Consider the following 24,286-nt stretch of genomic DNA (forward strand, 5'->3'; position numbering starts at 1 on the left):
CCCACACCCCGCCCGGACGGCCCGCCCGCGTGACCGCATCGCGGACGGGCCGTCCGCCGCCTGGACGGCGGGCGTAGGCTCGGTAGCCACAGCGGCCCCCGCATCCTCCTACCGGCGGGGCGCCGGCGAGAGCCCCGAAGGAGTGGAGCACAGTGCCCGAGCTGAGGTCCCGTACGGTCACCCACGGTCGCAACATGGCAGGCGCCCGGGCGCTTCTCCGGGCCGCCGGCGTAGCCCGCGAGGACTTCGGCAAGCCGATCATCGCGGTCGCCAACTCCTTCACCGAGTTCGTCCCGGGCCACACCCACCTCCAGCCGGTCGGCCGGATCGTCTCCGAGGCGATCAAGCAGGCGGGCGGCATCCCGCGCGAGTTCAACACCATCGCCGTGGACGACGGCATCGCGATGGGCCACGGCGGCATGCTCTACTCGCTGCCCTCGCGCGACCTGATCGCCGACTCGGTCGAGTACATGGTCAACGCGCACTGCGCCGACGCGCTGATCTGCATCTCCAACTGCGACAAGATCACCCCGGGCATGCTGATGGCCGCGCTGCGCCTGAACATCCCGACCGTCTTCGTCTCCGGCGGCCCGATGGAGGCCGGCAAGGCCACCCTCGTCGACGGCACCGTGCGCAGGCTCGACCTGATCGACGCGATCTCCCAGGCGGCCAACGAGAACGTCTCCGACGAGGACATCGCGATCATCGAGGAGAACGCCTGCCCCACCTGCGGCTCGTGCTCCGGCATGTTCACCGCCAACTCGATGAACTGCCTCACCGAGGCCATCGGCCTCTCGCTGCCCGGCAACGGCTCCGTCCTCGCCACCCACACCGCCCGCAAGGACCTGTACGAGCGGGCCGGGCGGACGGTCGTCGAGATCGCCGACCGCCACTACGGCCAGGACGACGCCTCGGTGCTGCCCCGCGCGATCGCCACCCGCGCCGCCTTCGAGAACGCCATGGCCCTGGACATCGCCATGGGCGGCTCGACCAACACCATCCTGCACCTGCTCGCCGCCGCCCAGGAGGCCGAGCTGGACTTCGACCTGCGGGCCATCGACGCCGTCTCCCGCCGGGTCCCCTGCCTGTCCAAGGTCGCGCCCAACGGCTCGTACTACATGGAGGACGTGCACCGGGCCGGCGGCATCCCCGCCATCCTCGGCGAGCTGTACCGCGGTGGAATGCTCCACGAGGACGTCCACACCGTCCACTCCGACTCGCTCGCCGAGTGGCTCAAGACCTGGGACGTGCGCGGCGGTTCGCCCTCCGCCGAGGCCGTCGAACTGTGGCACGCCGCCCCCGGCTGCGTCCGCTCCGCCGAGGCCTTCTCGCAGTCGGAGCGCTGGGAGTCGCTGGACACCGACGCCGCCAAGGGCTGCATCCGCAGCGTCGAGCACGCCTACTCGGTCGAGGGCGGCCTCGCCGTCCTGCACGGCAACCTCGCCGAGGACGGCTGCATCGTGAAGACCGCCGGCGTCGACGAGTCGATCTGGACCTTCAGCGGCCCGGCCGTGGTCGTCGAGTCCCAGGACGACGCCGTCGAGGCGATCCTCGCCAAGCGGGTCAAGGAGGGCGACGTCGTCGTCATCCGCTACGAGGGCCCCAAGGGCGGCCCGGGCATGCAGGAGATGCTCTACCCGACGTCCTTCCTCAAGGGCCGCGGCCTGGGCAAGGCCTGCGCGCTGGTCACCGACGGCCGCTTCTCCGGCGGCACCTCCGGCCTGTCCATCGGCCACGCCTCCCCGGAGGCCGCCTCCGGCGGCACCATCGCCCTGGTCGAGGACGGCGACATCATCGCCATCGACATCCCGGGCCGGAGCATCTCCCTGGAGGTGCCCGACGAGGTCCTGGCCGAGCGCCGCCGCGCCCTGGAGGCCGCGGGCGGCTACCGCCCGAAGAACCGCGACCGCCAGGTCAGCCAGGCCCTGCGCGCCTACGCCGCGATGGCCACCTCCGCCGACAAGGGCGCCGTCCGCGACGTCACCAAGCTCGGCTGAGCCCCGCAGCACCGCAGTACCGCAGGAGCCGTCCCGCAGGCCGGGGCGGCTCCTCGCGCGTTGGGTGATAATCGACCCCGTGAGCGAGCAGCCCCCCACCCCCGCACCCAAGCCCGCCGGCGCCCCCGAGCCGGAGCCGATCCGCTGGTTCGGCACCAGCTGGGTGAACCGGGACAACGGCTACTGGCTGCGCCGCGTCGCGGTGTCGGCCGGCGCGCTGGTCGCGACCGCCGCCGCCGTCCTGCTGCTGCGCTTCGGCGTCGAGGGCGTCGCCCTCTCCGACGGCGGCGGCTTCCTGAACGGGCTGCTGACGGCCGCGATCGCGGTCTGCTCGATGATGTGCGTCATGCGCACCTGGAAGGTCCTCACCGAGGGCAAGGACCAGCTGAGCGGCTGGATGGCCGAGGACAAGTCGCTCGGCGCGGTCTGGCTCATCGGCGGCGCCGGCAGCCTGGCCGCCTACTTCGCCCGCAGCCTGGTCGAGGCCCCCGGCGAGGCGGTCAGGCGCGCCTCGTACGAGCGGGCCGTCGCCCAGTACGAGAAGCGCCAGGCGGGCCGCAGCGGACGGCCCGGCGCCAAGGCGCCGGGCCGGGGCAAGCGCCGGGGCTGAGCCTCAGAGGCGGCTGGCCGCGCCGCACTCGTCGCGGGTCGACAGGTCGTTGCGGCGGTCGTACGGGTCGGTCGTGGGGCCGGTCGGGCGGCTGCCCGGGGTGTCCGGCGACTGCGCCGCGAACTGGTCGAACTGCGGGTGGTAGTAGCCGTCGTAGACGTCGCAGGACGAGTTGGCGGACTCCGACCCGCCGCCCTCGCCGAACACGAGCTTCTTCGGGTTGATCCGGTAGCGGGCCGGGTCGTAGAAGCGGAAGTTGTCGACCCGGCGCACGATCGTGCGCGTGGTCCAGGTGTCCCCGGCCACGTCGGCCGCCGGCACCAGCAGACCCACCGGCTTGGCCGTGCCGTCCTTCGGCGCGGCCGGCTTCGTCGGCGGCTGCCCGCCCGTCGGCGGCTGGGGTGACGCGGCGCGCTTGGCGGCGTCCGGGCCGGGGCGCATCGCGTACACGTAGCTGAAGTCGGTGTGGACGAGCAGGCCCTTGTCCCCGTCGCCCTCGAAGGTGATCCGGCCCTGCACCTTGACCGTGTCGCCCACCTGGACGGCCTCGCGCTGGTCGAAGCGGCTGAACCAGGTGGTCGGGTCGGTGTCCTTGGAGGGGTTCGCCAGCGCGTTGATCGCGCGGTCCCGGTCCTCCCGGTCCAGCAGCGCCAGGGCGGCTTCCGGCCGGCCGCCCGCGATCACCTGCGGGTCCAGGTTGGCGGCGGTCAGGTAGTCCTTGACCAACTGCAGCTGGGCGCCCACCTGTTCGGCGGAGAACACGCCGGTGGCCTGGGCGTCGGGCAGGACGAGGGCCTCGGCGCCGTTCGGCCAGCCCTCGGCGACGGAACCGGCCCACGGGTGGTCCACGGTCGGCTGCTGCTCGTCGACCTTCGGCGGTGCGGCGGTCGGCTTGGCCGTCTCCGGGGCGACGGTGGGCACGGGGGCGTGGGCCGTCGAGGAGTCGCCGCCGTAGTGGTCGGAGTACCAGCTGCGCAGCCCGTCGAGGTTCAGGGCCGCGAGCAGCACCGCGATGGTCAGCGCGACGTACAGCGGCGCGCGCCAGTCCAGTCGGCGGCGGCGCGGGCGCGGGTTGCCCCACGGGTCGGTCACCGGGGGCTTCGGCGTGCGGCCGAACCGGCGGCCGGCCTTGGCCGGTCCGTCGTTGACCGAGCGGCGGCCGCCCGGGTCGACCGGCGGGGTGTGCTTCCATCGGGCGGCCAGCATCCGGGTGCGCCCGGACTGCTCGGTGACGGCGGCACCCTTGACGAACTCCTCGTCCAGGACGAGGTCTGCGAACGGGTCCTTCTCGCCCGCTCCGGACGGGTCGGACCCGCCCGGCTCACGGCCCTCCGCGGGGCGCGGTTGTGGATCTTCGGCTATCGGCATCGCGCCAGTATGCCGACGGGGTGTGACGATTCGTCGATCGGGGGCACACCTTGTGGTGAACTCGTGCGCGGGCGTGGCGATCCGTCCCGGTCTGTGCCGTTCCGGCCGTGTCCGGCGCGCCCTGCGGGGGCGTCAGTCCTTGGTGCGGGCCTGCTTCACCGACCCCACGATCCCGGCGACGGCCAGCAGGATGCCGGCCGGCAGCAGCGCCAGGAAGAACGCGCCGAACAGGCCCGCGTCCCCGAGCAGCAGCTGCGCCAGCATGTCCAGCACCAGCAGCCCGCCGGCCGCCGGGAGGGCCGACTGCCACGGGTGGTCGTTCGCCCAGCGGCGCAGCCGCCGTTCGGAGGTGTCGCGGCGCAGCTGCCCGCCGACGGTGCCGACCAGGAAGAAGAAGAACAGGGCCCAGCCGGCCGGCCCGGCCAGCATGCCCAGGGACCAGTGCCCGGAGATCGCGTCGATCCCCAGGGCGGTCGCACCCACCACCGCACCGACCCCCGCGGCCGTCCGCCACGGTCCCACGGTCGCCGAGGCGACGGCGAGTTGCCGGTTCTCACGTCGGGACATTTCGTCGTGTGCCATGACTCCACGGTGCTCCCGCGCGGCGCCGGAGGCCATAGGGGAAACCCCCGAGATTCTCCCTAGGGACGCCGAACGCGCCGCCGCCGCCGACCACGGGCTGGACGGTCCCGGCGGGTGCCCCGGTGCGGTGCGAGGATGGCCGCAGTACCGAGGTAAGGAGCGGCCATGGGCGCCAGCGCAGCACACGGACAGAAGATCGCCTTCCTGGGCACGGGCAAGATCGGCGAGGCCCTGCTCTCCGGCCTGCTGCGGGCCGGCAAGGACCCGGCGGACGTCCTGGTGACCGCCCGCCGCCCCGAGCGCGCCGCCGAACTCGCCGCCCGCTACGGCGTGGTGGCCGCCTCCAACGCCGAGGCCGCCAAGCTCGCCGACACCCTGATCCTCGCCGTCAAGCCCCAGGACATGGGCACCCTGCTGGAGGAGCTGGCCCCGCACGTCGGCGCGGACCGGCTGGTGATCTCGGCCGCGGCCGGCATCCCCACCGCCTGGTTCGAGGAGCGGCTGGCGGCCGGCACCCCGGTGGTCCGGGTGATGCCCAACACGCCGGTCCTGGTGGACGAGGGGATGAGCGTCATCTCCGGCGGCTCGCACGCCACCGAGGAGCACCTGGAGCGGGCCGAGGAGATCTTCAGCTCGGTCGGCAAGGCGCTGCGGCTGCCCGAGGCCCAGCAGGACGCGGCCACCGCGCTCTCCGGCTCCGGCCCGGCCTACTTCTACTTCCTGGTCGAGGCGATGACGGACGCGGGCATCCTGCTCGGCCTGCCCCGGCAGGTGGCGCACGACCTGATCGTGCAGTCCGCGATCGGCGCCTCGGTGATGCTGCGCGACTCCGGCGAGCACCCGGTGAAGCTGCGCGAGGCCGTCACCTCCCCGGCCGGCACCACCATCGCGGCCATCCGCGAGCTGGAGAACCACGGGGTGCGGGCCGCGCTGCTGGGCGCCCTGGAGGCGGCGCGGGACCGCTCCAGGGAGCTCGCTTCCGGGGGGAAGTAGCCGGCTGGGTAGGCTCGACGACATGGCCTACGACCTGGTGATCTTCGACAACGACGGTGTCCTGGTGGACAGCGAGCCGCTCTCCAACCGGGTGCTGGCCGCGTACCTGACCGAACTCGGCTACCCGACCACGGTCGAGGACTCCTACCGGGACTTCATGGGCTGCGCCGCCCACCGGATCCACGACGTGATCGCCGAGCGGTACGACGGCGCGACGCTGCCGGAGGGCTTCGACGAGCTGTTCCACGGCCGGGTCTTCGACGCGTTCGGCACCGAGCTGACGGCCGTCCGGGGTGCGGAGCAGCTGCTGAAGGAACTGCGGCAGCGCTCCGTCCCCCACTGCCTGGCCTCCTCGGCGCACCACGTGTGGATCCGCACCGCGCTGGACGTCACCGGCCTGCGCGGGTACGTCGCCGAGGAGCGGATCTTCAGCGCCCAGGACGTCGGCGTGGGCAAGCCCGCGCCGGACCTCTTCCTGCACGCCGCCCGCACCCTCGGCGTCGAACCGGCCCGCTGCCTGGTCGTCGAGGACAGCCCCAACGGCGTGCTGGCGGCCCGGGCCGCGGGCATGGACGTGTACGGCTACACCGCGCTCACCGACCCGGCGAAGCTGACCGCCGCCGGGGCCACCGGGCTGATCGCCGACCTCTCCGAGGTCACCGCCCTGCTCTGACCCGCCCTGCTCCGACCTGCTCTGCTCCGCCCGGTTCCGCCCAGCCCTTGCGCCCGGCCCTTCCGTCCGGCTGCGGAAAGTCCCTGCGCGACCCCTCCCGCAATCGCGGTCCACCGCCTACGCTCTCGCCAACATCGTCGTACCGGCCAGTAGCGAGGTTCGCCATGAGTGCCGCGTCACCCGCGATCCCGCCCGGCCTGCGCGCCGGGCGGGCCGCGCTCGCCGTCAGCTTCCTGCTCCAGGGCACCACCTTCGCGCTGCTGGTCACCTGCATCCCGGAGATCCAGCACCGGTACGGGCTGAGCGACGCGCTGCTGCCGCTGTTCCTGGCCGCGGTGCCGATCCTCGCCGGGGTCGGCTCGATCACCTCCGAACGGCTGGTGAAGCGCACCGGCGCGCGGGCCGTGCTGCGGGTCGTCCAGCCGCTGGTCTGCCTCAGCCTCGCGGGCGTCGGCCTCGGCGACACGCTCTGGCAACTCGCCGTCGCGCTCGGGGCGTTCGGCCTGCTGGTGGGCGCGCTCGACGCGAGCATGAACATGCTCGGGGTGGGCCTGCAGCACCGCTACGGCCGCTCGATCATGATCGGCTTCCATGCCGCGTTCAGCCTCGGCGGCATCCTCGGGGCGGCCCTCGCCGGCCTCGGCTCGCACTACGACCTCGGCCTGCCCGTGCTGTTCGGCACGGTCGCGGCGGTGATCGCCCCGCTGGCCCTGCTGACCGGCACCCGGTTCGCCGGGCCGGCCGAACTCGGGGACGCCGTCCGGGAGGCCGCCGAGGCCGCCGCGCGGTCCATCCCCTGGCGGCCGCTGCTGCCGCTGTGCCTGGCGATGGCCTTCGCGTACATCGCGGACGCCTCGGTCTCCAACTACAGCGTCAAGTACCTCACCGACGGCCTGGGCAGCGCCGCGGACGTCGCCAAGCTGTCCTACCTCGGCTACATGGTCGCGATGCTGCTGGGCCGCGCGCTGGGCGACCGCGCCGTGCAGCGCTGGGGCGCCGTCCCGGTGGTCCGGGCCGGTGCCGGGCTGGCCGCACTCGGCTTCGCGCTGGCCGCCGCCGCGCCCGCCGCCTGGGTGGGGATCGCCGGGTTCACCGTGCTCGGCTTCGGCATCTGCGCCATCATCCCGCAGGTGTTCGCGGCCGGGGGCCGGTTGTTCCCGGCCGACTCGGACGCCGCGGTGGCCCGGCTGAACCTCTTCAACTACGTGGGCTTCCTGATCGGTTCGCCGCTGGTCGGGACGATCGCCGACGCGAGTTCGTACCGCTGGGCGCTGCTCGCCCCGATGCTGCTGGTGCTCGCCGTCCTGCCGCTGGCCGAGCGCTTCGCGCCGGCGCCCGTGCTCGCCCCCGCCACGGTGTGACGGGGGCGAGCGGGGGCGGGTAGGGAGGTCAGCCGATCACGGTGGCCAGCTCGGGCAGGCCGTTGGCCCACAGCTGCTCCTTGGCTCCACCGCCCGACTGGTAGTACTCGTAGTAGACGTACGGTGCCCAGTTCAGGGTGTACGGCGCGGTCCAGGTCGGGGCCGAGGTGATCTGGACGGTGACCGCGACGGTGCGGGTCTCACCCGGGGCGATCGGCGCCCGGAAGTGGAAGTTCGCGTTGTTGCCGTTGAAGGCGCAGTCGGTGGAGTCGCCCGAGCACCCGGTGACCGTGAACGCGCCGGCCTCCTGGTTGGCCGGCCAGATCGGCTGGATGAACTCGTAGGCGAAGTAGATGTCGGTGGTCTCGGTGTTGGTGAGCGAGAGCGTCAGGGTCAGCTGGTCGCCCGCCGCCGCCGTCTTCCTGTCGACGGCGAACGAGCTGCCGCTGACCGCGGCGGAGGCCGGCTGGGCGGCAAAGAGCAGGCCAAGTCCCAGTAATGCAGCGAGAATTACCCCAAGGCGTTGCGCGCTGAATGGCTTCATGGCGGAGAGGATATGAAGTCGTGAAGGTTTTGTCTGTAGGGCCTCCGCCGGGGCCCCGAGCCCCGCCCCCGGCGCGCCCTGGACAAGGCCCGGCCACCCCCACCCGCTACGGTGGAGGCCATGCCCGACGCCGAGCGTGACACCCCCTGCGGCCTGCACCTCTTCTGGGACGAGGCCGTCACCGCCTACGACTTCGGCCCCGGCCACCCGATGGACCCGACCCGGCTGGCGCTCACCATGCGCCTGGTCGAGGCCCTCGGACTGGACGCCGGGCCCGGGGTGACGGTGCGGGCCGCGCCGCCCGCCGGTGAGTCCACCCTGCGGCTGGTGCACACCCGGGAGTACGTCGAGGCGGTCAAATACGCCGCCGCCCACCCCGACGAGTCGGATCCCCGGCACGGGCTCGGCACCGACGACAACTGGGCCTTTCCCGCGGTGCATTCGGCCTCCGCGCTGATCGCCGGTCAGTCCGTCGCCGCCGCCGAGGCGGTCTGGCGCGGGGAGACCCCGCACGCCGTGAACTTCGCCGGCGGGCTGCACCACGCGATGCCCGCCAGGGCCTCCGGCTTCTGCGTCTACAACGACCCGGCGCTGGCCGTCGCCCGGCTGCTCGAACTCGGCGCCGAGCGGGTCGCCTACGTCGACGTGGACGTCCACCACGGCGACGGCGTCCAGCAGGCCTTCTGGAACGACCCCCGGGTGCTCACGATCTCGCTCCACGAGCACCCCGCCACGCTCTTCCCGCAGACCGGCTGGCCCACCGAGACCGGCGGCCCGGACGCCCCCGGCTCCGCCGCCAACCTGCCGCTGCCGGCCGGCACCGGCGACGCCGGCTGGCTGCGCGCCTTCCACGCCGTGGTGCCCGAACTGCTCACCGCCTTCCGCCCGCAGGTCCTGGTCACCCAGCACGGTGCCGACACCCACCTGGAGGACCCGCTCGCCCACCTCGCCGTCACGCTGGACGCCCAGCGGATGATCGCCGAGGAACTGCACGACCTCGCCCACCGGCTCACCGGCGGCCGCTGGATCGCCACCGGCGGGGGCGGCTACGCCGTCGTGGACGTCGTCCCGCGCACCTGGACCCACCTGGTCGCCACCGCCGCCGGACGGCCCGTCGACCCGGCCACCGAGACCCCCGAGTCCTGGCGCGCCGAGGTCTACCGCCGCACCCGCCGGCCCGCCCCGCTGCGGATGACCGACGGCGCCCGACCGGTCTGGCGCGACTTCGACGCGGGTTACGATCCGGCCGACCGACTCGATCAGGCCATCCTCGCCAGCCGCCGCGCGGTGTTCCCCCACCTCGGCCTCCTGGCCTGAGACCGGCATCCCGGCCCAGGTGCGGGTGGGCCGTGCGTACGCCCACTCCCGCGTTCCGCCGAGTGACTACGTACTGCAACAGTCCTATCTCTCACCGTACGAGGACCGCACCTCCCCTCTTCCCACTGGTACCACCCATAACTACTCTGGGGATACACGTGTGCCGGTGGAGTCACCGGAGGGGAAGCCGGTGCCTTGCACACGGGTGAAGGGTCGGGTGATGGTCATGAGTTCCGGCGAACGCCCCTTGCAGGAAGTCGTCTTCCTGACCGTGGCGGAGGTTGCCTCGGTCATGCGGGTGTCGAAGATGACGGTGTACCGGTTGGTGCACAGCGGAGAGCTGCCGGCCATCAGGGTCGGGCGGTCCTTCCGGGTGCCCCAGCAGGCGGTGCACGAGTACCTCAAGGAGTCCTACGTGAGGCTTGAGAGCGCGTAGTTCCGGGTGGGCGGGGGTGGGGCCGCAGCTGCGGATCCCACCCCCGTTCGCCGGGGATTCCCCGCGAGTTTCCCGGTCACCGGGAGCACGATTACGGCCCTGGGCCCGTGGACGGTAGGCTAGGCCGTCCGTCAGTCGTATGGACTCCGTCTCTCACGGGCGAGAGTCTCAGTGAGCGAGGGTTGTTCCGTGGGCTCTGTCATCAAGAAGCGTCGCAAGCGTATGGCCAAGAAGAAGCACCGCAAGCTTCTGAAGAGGACCCGCGTTCAGCGTCGCAACAAGAAGTAAGCGCCCCCGGCCGCGCTCAGCGCGCCCGGCGCTTCCACCGCCCGTCCAGGCCTCGGCCTGGGCGGGCGGTGTCGTTTCACGGCCCGGCAGGGCGGCACGGTACGGTGCACGCAGGCCGCTCGGGTCGAGGGAATGGGGTGCACACCGTGGGCGTGGTCGTGCTCGTCACCGGCGTGGCACGCCATCTCGGTGCCCGCTTCGCCGCCGAGGTCCGCCGCCGTCCGGGCGTGGACCTGGTGGTCGGCGTGGACGTGCAGCCGCCCCGGCTGCCGGTCGAGGAGCCGGACGGACCGGCCGCCGAGTACCGCTTCCACCAGCTCGACCTGCGCCGCCCGGCGGTCTCCCGGGTGATCGCCGAGCACCGGGTCGACACCGTGGTCCACCTCAGCGTCAGCGCCACCGGCCTGGGCTCCACCAACCGCTCCGCGGTGAAGGAGTCCAACGTCATCGGCACCATGCAGCTGCTCGGCGCCTGCCAGAAGGCGCCCGGGGTGCGCCGGTTGGTGGTGAAGTCGACCACCGGCGTCTACGGCTCCGCGCCCCGCGACCCGGCGGTGTTCACCGAGCGGATCCAGCCGAAGAACCCGCCCGGCGGCGGCTTCGCCAAGGACGCGGCGGAGGTCGAGGGCTACGTCCGCGGCTTCGCCCGGCGCCGCCCGGACGTCGCGGTGACGGTCCTGCGCTTCGCCAACATCGTCGGCCCCGGCGCGGACACCCCGCTCAGCGAGTACTTCGCGCTGCCCGTGCTGCCGACCGTCCTCGGCTACGACCCCCGGCTCCAGTTCGTGCACGAGGACGACGCCGTCGCGGTGCTCTGCCGGGCCGCCGCCGAGGCCGAGCCGGGCACCGTCAACACCGGGACCTTCAACGTGGCCGGGGAGGGCGTCCTGCTGCTCTCCCAGTGCGCCCGCCGGCTCGGCCGGCCGACCGTGCCGCTGCTGCTGCCCGCGGTCAGCTGGATGGCCGGGCTGGCCCGGCAGACCCGGCTGCTGGACGTCTCGCCGGAGCAGCTGCGGCTGCTCACCCACGGCCGGGTGGTGGACACCGCGCGACTGCGCGAGACGCTCGGCTACCGCCCGGCGTTCACCACCCCGGAGGCCTTCGCCGACTTCGCCGCCGCCCAGGGGCCCGGCCTGCTGCCGCCCGAGCGGCTGGCCGCCGTCACCGACCGGCTGGCCGCCCTGCTCGGCTCGGTGCGGGCCCCGGCCGCCGGCGTCCCCACCGTCCGTACCGACCGCCCCCGCCGACCCAGGAGCTGAACCCGCGATGAGTGCCGCAGCCGAGAACGCGCCGGGCGAGGCCAGGGTCATCCCGATCGAGTCCGCCCCCAGCTGGACCTCGCCCGACGACCCCGGGCCCGCCGACCGGCTCGCCGACGCCGTCGGCGGGGCGCTGTCCGGGCAGCTCGGTTCGGCGGCCACCAGGCTGTTCGGCAAGGGCTGGGAGGGCCGGGCCGCGGACGGGCTGGCCTTCCTGCGCCGCCGGATCACCGGCGACTACGAGGTGGACGAGTTCGGCTTCGACCGGGAGCTCACCGAGGAGGTGCTGCTCGCCCTGCTGCGCCCGCTGGCCGAGAAGTACTTCCGGATCGAGGTCCAGGGCGTCGAGAACATCCCGGCCGAGGGCGGCGCGCTGATCGTCGCCAACCACTCCGGGACGATCCCGCTGGACGCCCTGATGACCCAGGTCGCCATCCACGACCACCACCCGTACCACCGGCACCTGCGGATGCTCGCCGCCGACCTGGTGTTCGTGCTGCCGGGCGTCAACGAGCTGGCCCGCAAGGCCGGCCACACGCTGGCCTGCAACGAGGACGCCCAGGCGCTGCTGGAGCGCGGCGAGGTGGTCGGGGTCTGGCCGGAGGGCTTCAAGGGCATCGGCAAGCCGTTCGCCGAGCGGTACAAGCTCCAGCGCTTCGGGCGCGGCGGCTTCGTCTCCTCGGCGCTGCGGGCGAAGGTGCCGATCGTGCCGTGCTCGATCGTCGGCGCGGAGGAGACCTACCCGATGATCGGCAACGTGAAGACGCTGGCCCGGCTGCTGGGCCTGCCGTACGTGCCGATCACGCCGACCTTCCCGTGGCTGGGGCCGCTGGGCGTGCTGCCGCTGCCGACCAAGTGGACCATCCGGTTCGGGGAGCCGATCGCCACCGACGGGTACCCGGCGGAGGCGGCGGACGACCCGATGCTGGTCTTCGACCTGGCCGACGAGGTGCGCGAGACGATCCAGCACACGCTCTACAAGCTGCTGGTGCAGCGGCGGTCGGTGTTCTTCTAGGTTTCCCGCTGGGTTTCCCGCAACCTGTGGGGGCCTCCCGTGCCTCCGAGGCGCGGCGGACCCGCGAGGCACGGCCGAGGGCCCCGGCGATCCTGGAACTCCAGGTGTCGCCGGGGCCCTGCGTCGTCCGGTCAGCCGTCCGGTCAGCCGTCGGGTCTGCCGCCGGTCAGCCGAGGAGCCGCAGCCCGGGCAGCAGGCCCGGGATCAGCGGGGGCACCTCGACGCCCTGCGGCTGGCCGGCGGCCGGGGCGCTGGGCGTGTCGGAGGGCGGCTGCGGTGCCTGCGGCGGGGCCGGGGCGGCGCTCGGCGAGGTCTTGCCGCCGGTGAGCCCGCTGGTGAGGTCCCCGACGAGCCCGTTGACGGCGTCCGGCGCGCTGGTGGGCAGGGTGCTCGGCAGGCCGCCGCCCTTGGCGCCGGTGCCGCCGGGCGTGCTGGCGCCGGTGCTGGCGGGGGCCCGCTCGGCGCCGCCGGGGCGGTTGTTGCCGCCGCTGGTCGCGCCGCTGGCGCCGCCCTGGGCCGGGCCGTTGCCGGGCGCGGCGCCGGAGCCGTTCGCCGGGGCGTCGGCGGGGGCGCCGCCGGTGGCCGGGCCGGCCGTGTCGCCGCCCGCTCCGGTGCCGGCCGGGCCACCGCTCTTGGCGGCGGGCTGGGCCAGGCGCAGGGGCGCGACGTCCTCGCTTATGTCGTCGAAGAGCTGGTCGACCAGGTGGGCCTGCTGGGTGAGCTGGACGGGCAGCTGGCCCGCCAGTTCGGTCCAGCGGCCGTCCTCGCCCTGGGCGAAGCCGGCCAGGGCGCGCATCGGGCCGAGCGAGCCGTTGCTGCGGTAGACCGAGCGGAGCAGCTCGCGGCCCTTGATGGCGTCGGCGTGCATGTCGTCCAGCGCGCGGCGGACCCGTTCGACGGTGCCCGGGCTGAGCCCGGTGGCCGGGCCGGGGTGGCCGACCAGGGTCTTGGCCTCGCCGAGCCTGGTGGCGGCGTTGTCGAGCAGCAGTTCGCCGCGCTCGGAGTCGGTGTCCGCCAGGTCGAGCCTGAGCCCTTCGAGGCCGCGCTTCATGCCGTACAGCGTGTCCCCGGGGAGGGCGTTGGAGCTGGCGGCGGCGGCGCCGGCGAGGCTGCCGACGGCCAGTCCGGCGACCAGCCCGCCGATCGCGAACCGGCGGCTCCAGCGGCCGCGCGGCGCCATCCGGATGGCCCGGTGCCGGCGTTGGCGGGGCACCGTGGCGCCCGGTCCGCCGGCGAAGGCCTGCTCGAACGCGGCCATCAGCTGCGCGCGTTGGACGGTCCGTACCTCCGGGTCCAGCGCCGGTCCGGGCATCGCGCCCAGTGCGTCGGTCAGGCCGACCAGTTGGGCCATCGCGACCGAACCGGCGCCGGTGGCAGCGGTGTTGGCCGATTCGGCGTCCGCTGCGCCGCGCTGCTCCGCCCGGTGGGCCTCCAGCGCCTCGGCGAAGGCCTTCGCCCGTCGGTGCTCCAGCACGTTTGCCGTCACGGGCCACACCTCCCTTCGTCGTTGTCGACACCCCGGCCTGCCGGACGGTTGCCTCGGCGGGCCAAAGCCACTCCATCGGGTGACAGGTCGCAATTCGGCTTGACCGTACGCCTGGTGGGGACTTGCACGCTGGCCAACGAGTGGTGCGGGCGGTGGGTTACGCGCGGCTGATCATCGGATCGACCGTTCACCCGGACGTGTCGGCCGGGTGCGGCTGGTGACGGCCGGCCGGTCCGCCCGCCGGCTATGCCGTCCCCGGTCACCGCGGCCTCACCGGGCGTCCGGCGGCAGCAGCCGGGCCAGGGTGCGGACGGCGCGGTACTGGAGGGTCTTGATGGCTCCCTCGTTCTTGCCCATGATCCGCGCGGTCTCGGCCACCGAGAGCCCCTGGAGGAAGCGGAGCGTCACGCACTCCTGCTGCTGCGGGTTGAGCCGGTGCACCGCGTCCAGCAGGGCGGCGTTGGAGAGCGACTCCAGCACCGACTCCTCCGGGCTGCGCTCGCACTCGTTGGAGTCGAGCATCTCGCCGGTGGTCACCTCCAGCCGGAAGCGGCTGGACTTGAAGTGGTCGGCGACCAGGTTGCGGGCGATGGTCACCAGCCAGGCCCCGAAGTCCCGGCCCTGCCAGGTGAAGGTGCCGATCCGGCGCAGCGCGCGCAGGAACGTCTCGCTGGTGAGGTCCTCGGCGGTGGCCCGGCTGCCGACCCGGTAGTAGATGTAGCGGTAGACGGTGTCCGCGTAGTGGTCGTAGAGCCGGCCGAAGGCCTCGCTCTCGCCGGCCTGGGCCCGCTCGACCAGCTCCATGATCGGGTTGTGCTCGGTCTCGTAGCCGGGGCTCGGCGCGGTCCGGGCGCGGCCGCGGCCGACGCCGGTGCTGCCGGTGCGGCCGCGCGAGCCGGTGCCGGTGGAGCCGGCCGCGGTGGTGCGCAGCGCCAGGCCGGAGCCGTGCGGGTGGCCGAACGGGGCGCCGGCGGGCACGAGTTGGGGCGAGGCGGCGAGCTGGCTGCGGAGCAGGTTGCGCAGCAGGTCCAGGCCGGTGGAGATCTGTCGGTCGGCGACGGGGCGGCCGCGGAGGCCGGTGCGGGGGCGCAGGGGCGCGGACGACGGGCGGGAGGGTGCAGGCGCGTCGTTCCGGACGGGTGGGTACACGGGACTCCCAGAGGCAGAACTGTGGACGGATCACCTCCGCCTGCGCGGAGAGCACTCCCGCGCCGCCCGTTCGAGCGGGGCGCGTGGGTGACGTGCATCCAGGAGAGAATAACGCTTTGTGCAATGACAGCTACACCGTGTGGTCGAAGTGGTCGTTTGGGATCCATTTATCGCGCATATTCGGCTGACACTGACCGGTCCTGTCGTCGTTCATCCGGCTCAACGTGACCGTTCGGGCGCCCAGGGTGACCAATTCGGCGGTCGGACCGGTGGTTTCCCAGTCTTGAGGCCCGGCAACCCCCGACTTTCCCGGTCTGGCGAACGATCAGAACCAGTCACCGGCTGACAGGTTCGTTCATTAGGCCGGAAAGCCGTACCGGAAACGGGAGTTCGCCCGTACGAGGGGGCAGGTCAGAGGCCTGGTTGACGGCTGGTCACCCGCGCAGGGAGGCCGCGGGGAAGGCCCCGCGCAGGCCCGTCGGAGGGGGCGCGACCGGGGGAGGCGGACGCCCGTCAGGCGCAGCGGCGGCGGCGGTTCAGGGCCACCCCGGCGGCCGCCGCACCCGCGAGCACCCCGAGCGCGGCCGCGGCCGGCAGCCCCACCCGGGCCGCCTTCCGGCCGGTCCGGAAGTCCCGCACCCGCCAGCCCTGGGCCCGGGCGTGGCGGCGCAGCGCGCCGTCCGGGTTCACCACGTACGGGTGGCCGACCAGCGAGAGCATCGGGATGTCGTTGGCCGAGTCGCTGTACGCGGCGCAGCGGTCGAGGTCCAGCCGCTCGTGCCGGGCCAGCGCGTGCACCGCGGCCGCCTTGGCCGGGCCGTGCAGCAGCTCGCCGACCAGCCGGCCGGTGTACCGGCCCCCGTCGACCTCGGAGACGGTGCCCAGGGCGCCGGTCATGCCGAGCCGACGGGCGATCACCCGGGCCACCTCCAGCGGGGCGGCGGTGACCAGCCAGACCCGCTGGCCGGCGTCCAGGTGCATCTGGACCAGGGCACGGGTGCCGGGCCAGATCTTGTCGGCCACGACCTGCTCGAAGACCTCCTCGCAGATCGCCTCCAGGTCGGCGGTGCGCTTCCCGGCGACCAGGCCGAGCGCGGTGTGCTGGGCGTCCGAGATGTGCTCCGGGTCCTCGGCGCCGTTCAGCCGGAACCAGGCCTGCTGCCAGGCGAACCGGGCGATGTCGCGGCGGGTGAGGAAGCCGTGCCGGTAGAGGCCGACCCCGAGGTAGAAGATCGCGGCCCCGCGCAGGATGGTGTTGTCGCAGTCGAAGAACGCGGCGGCGCGCGGGTCGCCCGGCTCGGGGGTGTGGTTCTCGGCCGGGGCCTTGGGCGCCTTGCCGGGCCTGCCCGCGGCGGGCGCGGCGCTCTCGGCCGGAGGAGTGCTTGCGGCGGGTGCGGCGCTCTCCGCGGTTCTCTCCACCGGGCTCCCCGCGGGGGCGGTGGCCGGCGCCGGCTCGGCCTGCAGCGCGGCTGCCGCCGCCTCGGCGGCAGCCTCGCCCGCCAGGGCGCTCCGCTCGGTGGTGGAACGCTTCGTCTGGGTGAGCCTTCGGAGCACGGCCATGTCATCGAGCATAGCCAGCCGGGCGCGCGGCGGCCGTGACGACGGCGTGCCCGCGCGGTGAACACCGGGCGGTCCCGGGTCTCGGCGGGGTGGTCGCCGGGCGGGCGGACAATGGCCGGGTGAGCCCACTGCTGCGACGTGACAAGAGCCCGAAGCCCGCGCCGGCCGACCGCACCGTGACCCTGGTCGGCAAGCCCGGCTGCCACCTGTGCGACGACGCCCGGGAGGTGATCGTCCGGGTGACGGGCGAGCTGGGCGCGACCTTCGAGGAGAAGGACATCACCCAGGACGAGGAGTTGTACCGGCGCTACTGGGAGCAGATCCCGGTGACCCTGATCGACGGCCGCCAGCACGACTTCTGGCGGGTCGACGAGCGCCGCCTGCGCGCCGCCCTCGGCGGCTGACCGCTCCCGCGCACCGGCGCTGCCGCCCCGCCACTCGGCGGGGGCGGTTCGCCGAATCGTTGTCAAAGACACCCCGGTCCGGCTTGGGCCGGGCCCGGTTGGTCGGCTTACGATCGAACGCGTTTGCGCCCGAGGGGGGCTGAGCACACGAGGAGTGCTGCCATGCTTCCCGGCCCGACCCCTGGGACGCCCGAAGCCCCGCAGGGCGCCCGGGGCTTCGCCGTGGTGGACGTGGAGGCGACCGGCCGCAGCCCGTGGCGGCACCGGGTGGTCGAGATCGCGGTGGTCCTGCTGGACGAGCGGCTGCGCCCGGAGGCGGAGTTCGCCACCCTGCTCGACCCGCTGGGCCCGGTCGGTCCGACCCATGTGCACCGGATACACCAGGCGGACGTCGAGGGCGCCCCGCGTTTCCGGGAGATCGCCCCGCGGCTGCTGGAGCTGCTGGCCGGCCGGGTGCTGGTGGGTCACCACGTCAGCTGCGACCACGGATTCCTGGACCGCGAGTTCGCCCGGATCGGGGTCGCGCTGCCGCCCGTGCCGCTGCTGTGCACGATGCGGCTGGCCCGCGCCCACCTGCCGCAGGCCCGCGGCCACGGCCTGGCGGCCTGCGTGGAGGCGGCGGGCCTGGGCTGGTACCCGGCGCACACCGCGCTGGGTGACGCCCGGGTGACCGCCGAGCTGCTGCGGCACTGTGTCGGCGTCCCGTCCTGCCCGCCGGACGACTGGGCGGGCCCGCTGCGCGAGGCGGCCCGGGTGCCCTGGCCGCGGCTGGGACGGGCCCGCTCCCGCCCGTCCGGCACGCCCGTCCCGCTGGTGCGCCGGGAGGCGCCGTACGGCCCGTGGCTGCCCGGGGTACCCGCCCCGGCCGTCCTCATGACGGAGCGCGGTGCTATGGGCTCGACGGCGTGATGCGCATCACTGTGTGGGGACAAAACGGACACCATCTTTGTGCACACGTTCACAAACGCATAGCCTGGCTGCCAAAGCCCAGCTTCACCCACAGGAGCACCGTGGCAATCGGCCGATCACCACAGAGCAGTTCGCAGACGCCCGACCAGGGCGCCGCGCGCCGACCCTCGCGTGCCCGGGGCATCCCGGAGGCGACCGTCGCCCGCCTCCCCCTCTACCTGCGCGCGCTCACCGCGCTCTCCGAGCGTTCGGTGCCGACGGTCTCCTCCGAGGAGCTGGCCGCCGCCGCCGGCGTGAACTCGGCGAAGCTGCGCAAGGACTTCTCCTACCTGGGCTCCTACGGCACCCGCGGCGTCGGCTACGACGTCGAGTACCTGGTCTACCAGATCTCCCGCGAGCTGGGCCTGACCCAGGACTGGCCGGTCGTCATCGTCGGCATCGGGAACCTCGGCCACGCCCTCGCCAACTACGGGGGCTTCGCCTCCCGCGGTTTCCGGGTGGCCGCCCTGCTGGACGCCGACCCGAACGTGGTCGGCGGCAGCGCGGCCGGCCTGCCGGTGCGGCACATGGACGAGCTGGAGTCGATCGTCGAGAGCCAGCACGTCTCGATCGGCGTGATCACCACCCCGCCCGGCGCCGCCCAGCAGGTCTGCGACCGGCTGGTGGAGGCCGGCGTCACCAGCATCCTCAACTTCGCCCCGACCGTGCTGACCGTCCCGGACGGCGTGGACGTGCGCAAGGTCGACCTCTCCATCGAGCTGCAGATCCTGGCCTTCCACGAGCAGCGCAAGGCCGGCGAGGAGCCGGACCGCGCCGAGTCGGTGCTGGACCGCGCCCCGGGCCCGGTCCGGGCGGCGGCCGCCAAGCTGCGCCGCGCGGCGGGCGGCAGCGGCAAGGGCCGCGGCACCGCCGAGACCGCGGCCAAGGACCAGGCCGAGCAGGGCCAGCCCGGCAAGGGCGGGGAGGGCGATCTCCCCGCGGTGATGCCCGCATGAGCGAGCGAGTCAGTCGCAGGGCGCAGGTCGTGCGGAGCTCCCGCCGAGCGGTGCGGGGCGGCCGCATGAGTACGGACAACCGTGGGACCTGGGGGCGGGCGTGAGTCTTCTCGTCGTTGGACTGAGCCATCGCACGGCGCCGGTCGGCGTGCTGGAGCGCGCCGCGCTGACCGGTGAGGTGCCGACCCGGCTGCTGCACGACGCGGCCGCCACCGCGACCGTCGCCGAGGCCGCGCTGCTCAACACCTGCAACCGGATCGAGCTGTACGCGGACGTGGACAAGTTCCACGCCGGCGTCGCCGAGCTGTCGCTGCTGCTCGCCCATCACAGCGGGGTGGACCTGGAGGAGCTGACCTCCCACCTCTACGTCCACTACGAGGACCGCGCCGTCCACCACCTGTTCTCGGTGGCCTGCGGCTTGGACTCGATGGTGGTCGGCGAGGGCCAGATCCTCGGCCAGCTGCGCGACGCGCTGGCCACCGCGCAGGAGGAGCACACCGCCGGGCGCGGCCTGAACGAGCTGTTCCAGCAGGCGCTGCGGGTCGGCAAGCGGGCGCACAGCGAGACCGGCATCGACAAGGCCGGCCAGTCGCTGGTGACCTTCGGCCTGGAGCAGGTCGCGGCGGGCGCGGGCGAGATCGCCGGCAAGCGGGCGCTGGTGGTCGGCGCGGGCTCGATGAGCTCGCTGGCCGCCGCCACCCTGGTCCGCTCCGGCGTCACCGACGTGCTGATCGCCAACCGGACGCCGGCCCGCGCCGAGCGCCTGGTCGAGATCCTCGGCTCCGGCGTGGCCCGCACCCTGGACCTCGCCAAGGTGCCGGAGGCGCTGGCCGACGTCGACCTGGTGATCTCCTGCACCGGCGCGGCCGGCGTGGTGGTCAAGGCCGGGGACGTGGCCGCCGCGGTCGCCACCCGCACCGCCGACCAGCCGCTCGCCCTGCTCGACCTGGCCATGCCGCGCGACGTCGACCACGCCGTGCACGAGCTGCCCGGCGCCCTGCTGGTGGACCTGGAGAGCCTCTCCCACGCGCACGCCGCCACCCCCGGCGCCGGTGACGTGGACCAGGTCGGCCGGATCGTCGCCGACGAGGTGGCCGCCTTCGGCGCCGCCCAGCGGGCCGCCCGGATCGCGCCGACCGTGGTCGCGCTGCGGGCGATGGCCTCCGGCGTGGTCTCCGCCGAGCTGGGCCGGCTGGACTCCCGGCTGCCCGACCTGGACGAGCGCTCCCGCGCGGAGATCACCCAGACCGTCCGCCGCGTCGTCGACAAGCTGCTGCACGCCCCGACCGTCCGGGTGAAGCAGCTGGCCGCCGAGCCCGGCGGCGCCTCCTACGCGGACGCGCTGCGCGAGCTGTTCGACCTCGACCCGGCGGCCGTGCACGCCGTGTCGGGCACACCCGTCGGCGGCCCCCAGCCCTCGGGCGGAGGCGCCAGATGAACCGTCAGCCATCCCACGAGTACCACCGGGACGATCACCTCATGAATGGTCAACCGATCACGGAGCAGACTCCGGCCGCCACCGCGACCCTGCGGCTCGGCACCCGGCGCAGCGCGCTCGCCATGGCCCAGTCGGGCATGGTGGCCCGCGAGGTCACCCGGGTCACCGGGCGCCCCGTCGAGCTGGTCGAGATCACCACCTACGGCGACACCTCCCGGGAGGCGCTGGCGCAGATCGGCGGCACCGGTGTGTTCGTCTCCGCCCTGCGGGACGCGCTGCTGGAGGGCCGGATCGACTTCGCCGTGCACTCGCTCAAGGACCTGCCCACCGCCGCCCCCGAGGGCCTGGCGCTGGCCGCCGTCCCCGAGCGCGAGGACGCCCGGGACGCCCTGGTCGCCGCCGAGGGCCTGACCCTGGACGAGCTGGTGGAGAAGCTGGCCGGCGCCGGCCGCCCGGCCCGGATCGGCACCGGCTCGCCGCGCCGGATGGCCCAGCTGAACGCCTGGGCCACCGCCCGCGGCGCCGCGCTGGAGACCGTCGCGATCCGCGGCAACGTGGACACCCGGATCGGCTACGTGACCAGCGGTGAGCTGGACGCGGTGGTGCTGGCCACGGCCGGCCTCAACCGGCTCGGCCGCAGCGCCGAGATCTCCCAGCACCTCGACCCGGAGCTGATGGTCCCGGCCCCCGGCCAGGGCGCGCTCGCGATCGAGTGCACCAGCGCCGACACCGACCTGACCGCCGCGCTCGCCGCGCTGGACCACGCCCCCACGAGGGTCGCCGTGGTCGCCGAGCGGGCCCTGCTGGCCACCCTGGAGGCCGGCTGCTCGGCTCCGGTGGCCGCGCTGGCCACCTGGGTCCGGCCGAACGAACTGCGGCTGGAGGGCGTGGTCGGCGACCCCGACGGCGCCGCCCTGCTGAAGATGTCCGCCAACGGTCCGATCGTCCTCGACGAGACCGCCGAGCAGCACGCGACGGCCCTCGGCCGCGCGCTGGCCGCCCGGCTGCTCGACGCGGGCGCGGCCACCCTGATGGGGGAGCGAGCCCGATGAGCCCCACCGCCGCCACCGAAACCCCGTTCCCGGGCGGCCAGTCCGCCACCGGACGGTGCACCTTCCTGGGCGCGGGCCCCGGGGACCCGGGGCTGCTGACCCTGCGCGCGGTCGAGGTGCTGTCCTCGGCCGACATCCTGGTCGCCGACCCGCTGACCGCGGTGGCCGTGCGCACCCACTGCCCGGCCGGTGTGCAGGTGCACACCCCGGCGGCCGAGGGCGCGGACTTCAACCTGGCCCGGCTGGTCGCCGAGGCCGTGCGGGCCGGCAAGCACGTGGTCCGCACCGTCGACGGCGACCCGGGCCTGGACGGCTGCGCCGCCGAGGAGATGCTCAGCTGCGCCGGGGACGGCATCCCCTTCGAGGTGATCCCGGGCGTCGCCCAGTCGGTCGGCGTCCCGGCGTACGCGGGCGTCCCGCTGCGCGGCGCGGCCGGCACCGACGTGCGCTTCGTGGACGGCACCGCGCTGCTGGCCGGCAGCCCGGTGGACCTGGGCGCGCCGGAGACCACCCTGGTGGTCCGGACCACCCTGGGCCAGCTGCCGGCCACCGCCGGCGCCCTGGTCGCCAACGGCCGCAAGCCGGAGTCGGCGCTGAGCGCCACGCTCTCCGGCACCACCACCCGGCAGCGGACCTTCACCTCCACGCTGTCCGGCATCGCCGCCGACCTGAAGGCCGCCCGGGTGCTGCCCTCGCCGGTCTCCGCCCCGGTGGACCCGGCGACCTCGGTGATAGCCGTGGTGGGCGAGCAGGTCGCCCACCGGTCCTCGCACTCGTGGTTCGAGACCAAGCCGCTGTTCGGCTGGAACGTGCTCGTGCCGCGCACCAAGGAGCAGGCCACCGGCCTGTCCGAGCAGCTGCGCTCGTACGGCGCGGTGCCGCAGGAGGTGCCGACCATCGCGGTCGAGCCGCCGCGCACCCCGCAGCAGATGGAGCGGGCCATCAAGGGCCTGGTCACCGGCCGCTACGAGTGGATCGCCTTCACCTCGGTGAACGCGGTCCGGGCGGTCCGGGAGAAGTTCGAGGAGTACGGCCTGGACGCCCGCGCGTTCGCCGGGATCAAGGTCGCGGCGGTCGGCGAGACCACCGCGCAGGCCCTGGTGGACTTCGGCGTGAAGCCGGACCTGGTGCCCTCCGGCGAGCAGTCCGCGGCCGGCCTGCTGGAGGACTGGCCGCCGTACGACCCGGTGTTCGACCCGATCGACCGGGTGCTGCTGCCGCGCGCCGACATCGCCACCGAGACCCTGGTGGCCGGCCTGGTCGAGCTGGGCTGGGAGGTCGACGACGTGACGGCGTACCGGACGGTGCGCGCCTCGCCGCCGCCGGCCGAGACCCGCGAGGCGATCAAGGGCGGCGGCTTCGACGCGGTGCTCTTCACCTCGTCCTCGACCGTGCGGAACCTGGTCGGCATCGCGGGCAAGCCGCACAACGTCACGGTCATCGCCTGCATCGGCCCGGCCACCGCCAAGACCGCCGAGGAGCACGGCCTGCGGGTCGACGTGATGGCCCCGGCGCCGTCGGCGGCCGCGCTGGCCCAGGCGCTGGCAGACTTCGGGGCCAAGCGCCGCGACACCGCGACGGCTGCCGGCGAGCCGGTCTACCGGCCCAGCGAGCGCCGTCCGGGTTCGCGCCGCAAGGCCCGCTGACACCCTCGGGACCGGGGGCGGCGATCCGTCGCCCCCGGCACTGCACAACCGTTCGGAGAGAGAAGCCGTGTCCGCTGAATTCCCGTACGTACGCCCGCGCCGGCTGCGCCAGAGCCCGGCGATGCGCCGCCTGGTCGCCGAGACCCGGCTGCACCCGGCGGAGCTGATCCTGCCGCTGTTCGTCCGCGAGGGCGTCAGCGAGCCCGTCCCGGTCAGCTCCATGCCGGGCGTCGTCCAGCACACCCGGGACACCCTGCGCAAGGCCGCGGTGGAGGCGGCCGAGGCGGGCCTGGGCGGTCTGATGCTGTTCGGCGTGCCGGCCGTTCAGGACGCCACCGGCAGCGAGGGCACCAACCCGGACGGCATCCTCCAGCAGGCGATCCGCGACGTGGTCGCCGAGGTCGGCGACGCCCTGGTGGTCATGTCCGACCTCTGCCTGGACGAGTACACCGACCACGGCCACTGCGGCGTGCTGGCCGCCGACGGCAGCGTGGACAACGACGCCACCCTGGAGCGCTACGCCGAGATGGCCCGGGTGCAGGCGGACGCGGGCGTCCACCTGGTCGGCCCGTCCGGCATGATGGACGGCCAGATCGGCGTGATCCGGCGGGCGCTGGACGAGGCCGGGCACCAGGACGTGGGCATCCTCGCCTACACCGCCAAGTACGCCTCGGCGTTCTTCGGGCCGTTCCGCGAGGCGGTTGGCTCCTCGCTCAAGGGCGACCGCAAGAGCTACCAGCAGGACCCGGCCAACGCCCGTGAGTCGCTGCGCGAGCTGGAGCAGGACCTCGCCGAGGGTGCCGACCTGGTGATGGTCAAGCCGGCCATGGCCTACCTGGACATCCTGCGCCAGGTCGCCGACGCCTCCCCGGTGCCGGTCGCCGCGTACCAGGTGTCCGGCGAGTACGCGATGGTCGAGGCGGCCGCCGCGAACGGCTGGATCGACCGGGAGCGGATGATCATGGAGACGCTCACCTCGATCCGCCGGGCCGGGGCCGAGCAGATCCTCACCTACTGGGCGGTCGAGGCCGCCGCGATGCTCAAGTAGCCCGCGCCGCAAGGCAGAAGCAGGACAACGAGAAGGCCGGGCCGCTCCCCGTGGGAGGGGGCCCCCCCAGCCGCGGGCACAAGACCACCCTGAATGTGGGAGGCGAAAAAAAACACCACACCCCCCACCAAAACAGAACGGTCGGCGTGAGCGTCG

At 74.0% G+C, this 24,286-nt stretch carries 23 protein-coding genes; 17 read left to right on the plus strand and 6 right to left on the minus strand.

The features are described from left to right. Window positions 1-152 precede the first annotated feature (152 nt). Both ilvD and ACFVTF_RS03315 read left to right on the plus strand, forming a co-directional pair. Window positions 153-1,997, plus strand: coding sequence for a dihydroxy-acid dehydratase (gene ilvD / locus ACFVTF_RS03310; RefSeq protein ID WP_371518295.1), 1,845 nt, complete (start codon window positions 153-155; stop codon window positions 1,995-1,997). Between the two features lie 79 nt (window positions 1,998-2,076). After that, window positions 2,077-2,607, plus strand: a complete 531-nt coding sequence (locus ACFVTF_RS03315; RefSeq protein WP_387808267.1) for a hypothetical protein — start codon at window positions 2,077-2,079, stop codon at window positions 2,605-2,607. Between the two features lie 3 nt (window positions 2,608-2,610). Here the strand turns inward: ACFVTF_RS03315 and ACFVTF_RS03320 are convergent, their stop codons facing one another. Further along, window positions 2,611-3,975: a hypothetical protein gene (locus ACFVTF_RS03320; RefSeq protein ID WP_387808269.1), complete on the minus strand. Its 1,365-nt coding sequence runs from the start codon at window positions 3,973-3,975 to the stop codon at window positions 2,611-2,613. Window positions 3,976-4,107: 132 nt separating this feature from the next. After that, a complete protein-coding gene (locus ACFVTF_RS03325; protein WP_159398487.1) occupies window positions 4,108-4,557 on the minus strand; it encodes a hypothetical protein in 450 nt (149 codons plus the stop codon). Window positions 4,558-4,722: 165 nt separating this feature from the next. On the opposite strand from ACFVTF_RS03325, the gene proC reads away from it, so the two are divergent. The 3 genes from proC (at window position 4,723) to ACFVTF_RS03340 (ending at window position 7,584) form a co-directional block, all read left to right on the plus strand. Next, entirely contained in the window at window positions 4,723-5,550 is an 828-nt protein-coding gene (gene proC / locus ACFVTF_RS03330) for a pyrroline-5-carboxylate reductase (RefSeq protein ID WP_063348845.1), read from the plus strand. A gap of 22 nt (window positions 5,551-5,572) precedes the next feature. Beyond that, window positions 5,573-6,223, plus strand: coding sequence for an HAD family hydrolase (locus tag ACFVTF_RS03335; RefSeq protein ID WP_387808273.1), 651 nt, complete (start codon window positions 5,573-5,575; stop codon window positions 6,221-6,223). A 164-nt stretch (window positions 6,224-6,387) separates the two neighbouring features. Further along, a complete protein-coding gene (locus ACFVTF_RS03340) occupies window positions 6,388-7,584 on the plus strand; it encodes an MFS transporter (RefSeq protein WP_387808275.1) in 1,197 nt (398 codons plus the stop codon). A 28-nt stretch (window positions 7,585-7,612) separates the two neighbouring features. On the opposite strand, the gene ACFVTF_RS03345 is transcribed toward ACFVTF_RS03340, so the two are convergent. Next, on the minus strand, window positions 7,613-8,128 hold the full coding sequence (locus ACFVTF_RS03345; RefSeq protein WP_387808278.1) for a hypothetical protein: 516 nt from the start codon (window positions 8,126-8,128) through the stop codon (window positions 7,613-7,615). Between the two features lie 120 nt (window positions 8,129-8,248). Between ACFVTF_RS03345 and ACFVTF_RS03350 the strand changes: the two genes are divergently transcribed. The 5 genes from ACFVTF_RS03350 (at window position 8,249) to ACFVTF_RS03370 (ending at window position 12,443) form a co-directional block, all read left to right on the plus strand. Further along, window positions 8,249-9,445 carry an acetoin utilization protein AcuC gene (locus tag ACFVTF_RS03350; protein ID WP_387808280.1) on the plus strand — a complete coding sequence of 399 codons (1,197 nt, stop codon included), beginning with the start codon at window positions 8,249-8,251 and terminating at the stop codon, window positions 9,443-9,445. Between the two features lie 226 nt (window positions 9,446-9,671). Beyond that, window positions 9,672-9,881, plus strand: a complete 210-nt coding sequence (locus tag ACFVTF_RS03355; RefSeq protein ID WP_063351305.1) for a helix-turn-helix domain-containing protein — start codon at window positions 9,672-9,674, stop codon at window positions 9,879-9,881. Between the two features lie 189 nt (window positions 9,882-10,070). After that, window positions 10,071-10,169 carry a 30S ribosomal protein bS22 gene (locus ACFVTF_RS03360; protein WP_003948845.1) on the plus strand — a complete coding sequence of 33 codons (99 nt, stop codon included), beginning with the start codon at window positions 10,071-10,073 and terminating at the stop codon, window positions 10,167-10,169. A gap of 146 nt (window positions 10,170-10,315) precedes the next feature. Then, entirely contained in the window at window positions 10,316-11,428 is a 1,113-nt protein-coding gene (locus ACFVTF_RS03365) for an NAD-dependent epimerase/dehydratase family protein (RefSeq protein ID WP_387808339.1), read from the plus strand. A 7-nt stretch (window positions 11,429-11,435) separates the two neighbouring features. Further along, the gene (locus ACFVTF_RS03370) at window positions 11,436-12,443 is read left to right on the plus strand and encodes a lysophospholipid acyltransferase family protein (RefSeq protein WP_387808283.1); all 1,008 of its coding nucleotides are present in this window, start codon (window positions 11,436-11,438) and stop codon (window positions 12,441-12,443) included. Window positions 12,444-12,609: 166 nt separating this feature from the next. Here the strand turns inward: ACFVTF_RS03370 and ACFVTF_RS03375 are convergent, their stop codons facing one another. The 3 genes from ACFVTF_RS03375 to ACFVTF_RS03385 form a co-directional block, all read right to left on the minus strand. Beyond that, on the minus strand, window positions 12,610-13,929 hold the full coding sequence (locus tag ACFVTF_RS03375) for a DUF5667 domain-containing protein (RefSeq protein WP_387808286.1): 1,320 nt from the start codon (window positions 13,927-13,929) through the stop codon (window positions 12,610-12,612). Window positions 13,930-14,199: 270 nt separating this feature from the next. Continuing rightward, entirely contained in the window at window positions 14,200-15,021 is an 822-nt protein-coding gene (locus tag ACFVTF_RS03380) for an ECF subfamily RNA polymerase sigma factor, BldN family (RefSeq protein ID WP_063351307.1), read from the minus strand. A 570-nt stretch (window positions 15,022-15,591) separates the two neighbouring features. Further along, window positions 15,592-16,638, minus strand: a complete 1,047-nt coding sequence (locus tag ACFVTF_RS03385; protein ID WP_387808289.1) for an HAD family hydrolase — start codon at window positions 16,636-16,638, stop codon at window positions 15,592-15,594. Between the two features lie 119 nt (window positions 16,639-16,757). Between ACFVTF_RS03385 and ACFVTF_RS03390 the strand changes: the two genes are divergently transcribed. The 7 genes from ACFVTF_RS03390 to hemB all read left to right on the plus strand — a co-directional run bounded on the left by ACFVTF_RS03390 (window position 16,758) and on the right by hemB (window position 24,130). Next, on the plus strand, window positions 16,758-17,042 hold the full coding sequence (locus ACFVTF_RS03390; RefSeq protein WP_350878435.1) for a glutaredoxin family protein: 285 nt from the start codon (window positions 16,758-16,760) through the stop codon (window positions 17,040-17,042). A 162-nt stretch (window positions 17,043-17,204) separates the two neighbouring features. Then, complete coding sequence (locus ACFVTF_RS03395; protein WP_387808292.1) at window positions 17,205-17,951, plus strand: exonuclease domain-containing protein; 747 nt, start codon at window positions 17,205-17,207, stop codon at window positions 17,949-17,951. A 101-nt stretch (window positions 17,952-18,052) separates the two neighbouring features. Continuing rightward, window positions 18,053-18,946 carry a redox-sensing transcriptional repressor Rex gene (locus tag ACFVTF_RS03400; RefSeq protein ID WP_387808295.1) on the plus strand — a complete coding sequence of 298 codons (894 nt, stop codon included), beginning with the start codon at window positions 18,053-18,055 and terminating at the stop codon, window positions 18,944-18,946. Between the two features lie 100 nt (window positions 18,947-19,046). Next, window positions 19,047-20,384, plus strand: a complete 1,338-nt coding sequence (locus tag ACFVTF_RS03405; RefSeq protein ID WP_387808298.1) for a glutamyl-tRNA reductase — start codon at window positions 19,047-19,049, stop codon at window positions 20,382-20,384. 41 nt (window positions 20,385-20,425) lie between these two features. Then, window positions 20,426-21,436: a hydroxymethylbilane synthase gene (gene hemC / locus ACFVTF_RS03410; RefSeq protein ID WP_363587777.1), complete on the plus strand. Its 1,011-nt coding sequence runs from the start codon at window positions 20,426-20,428 to the stop codon at window positions 21,434-21,436. Then, complete coding sequence (locus tag ACFVTF_RS03415) at window positions 21,433-23,082, plus strand: bifunctional uroporphyrinogen-III C-methyltransferase/uroporphyrinogen-III synthase (RefSeq protein ID WP_350878440.1); 1,650 nt, start codon at window positions 21,433-21,435, stop codon at window positions 23,080-23,082. The genes hemC and ACFVTF_RS03415 overlap by 4 nt, the downstream gene beginning before the upstream one ends. Before the next feature lie 67 nt (window positions 23,083-23,149). After that, a complete protein-coding gene (gene hemB, locus ACFVTF_RS03420) occupies window positions 23,150-24,130 on the plus strand; it encodes a porphobilinogen synthase (RefSeq protein WP_387808302.1) in 981 nt (326 codons plus the stop codon). Window positions 24,131-24,286 lie beyond the last annotated feature (156 nt).

Origin of the sequence: Kitasatospora sp. NPDC057940, assembly GCF_042887425.1 — a bacterium.
Lineage (GTDB): Bacteria > Actinomycetota > Actinomycetes > Streptomycetales > Streptomycetaceae > Kitasatospora.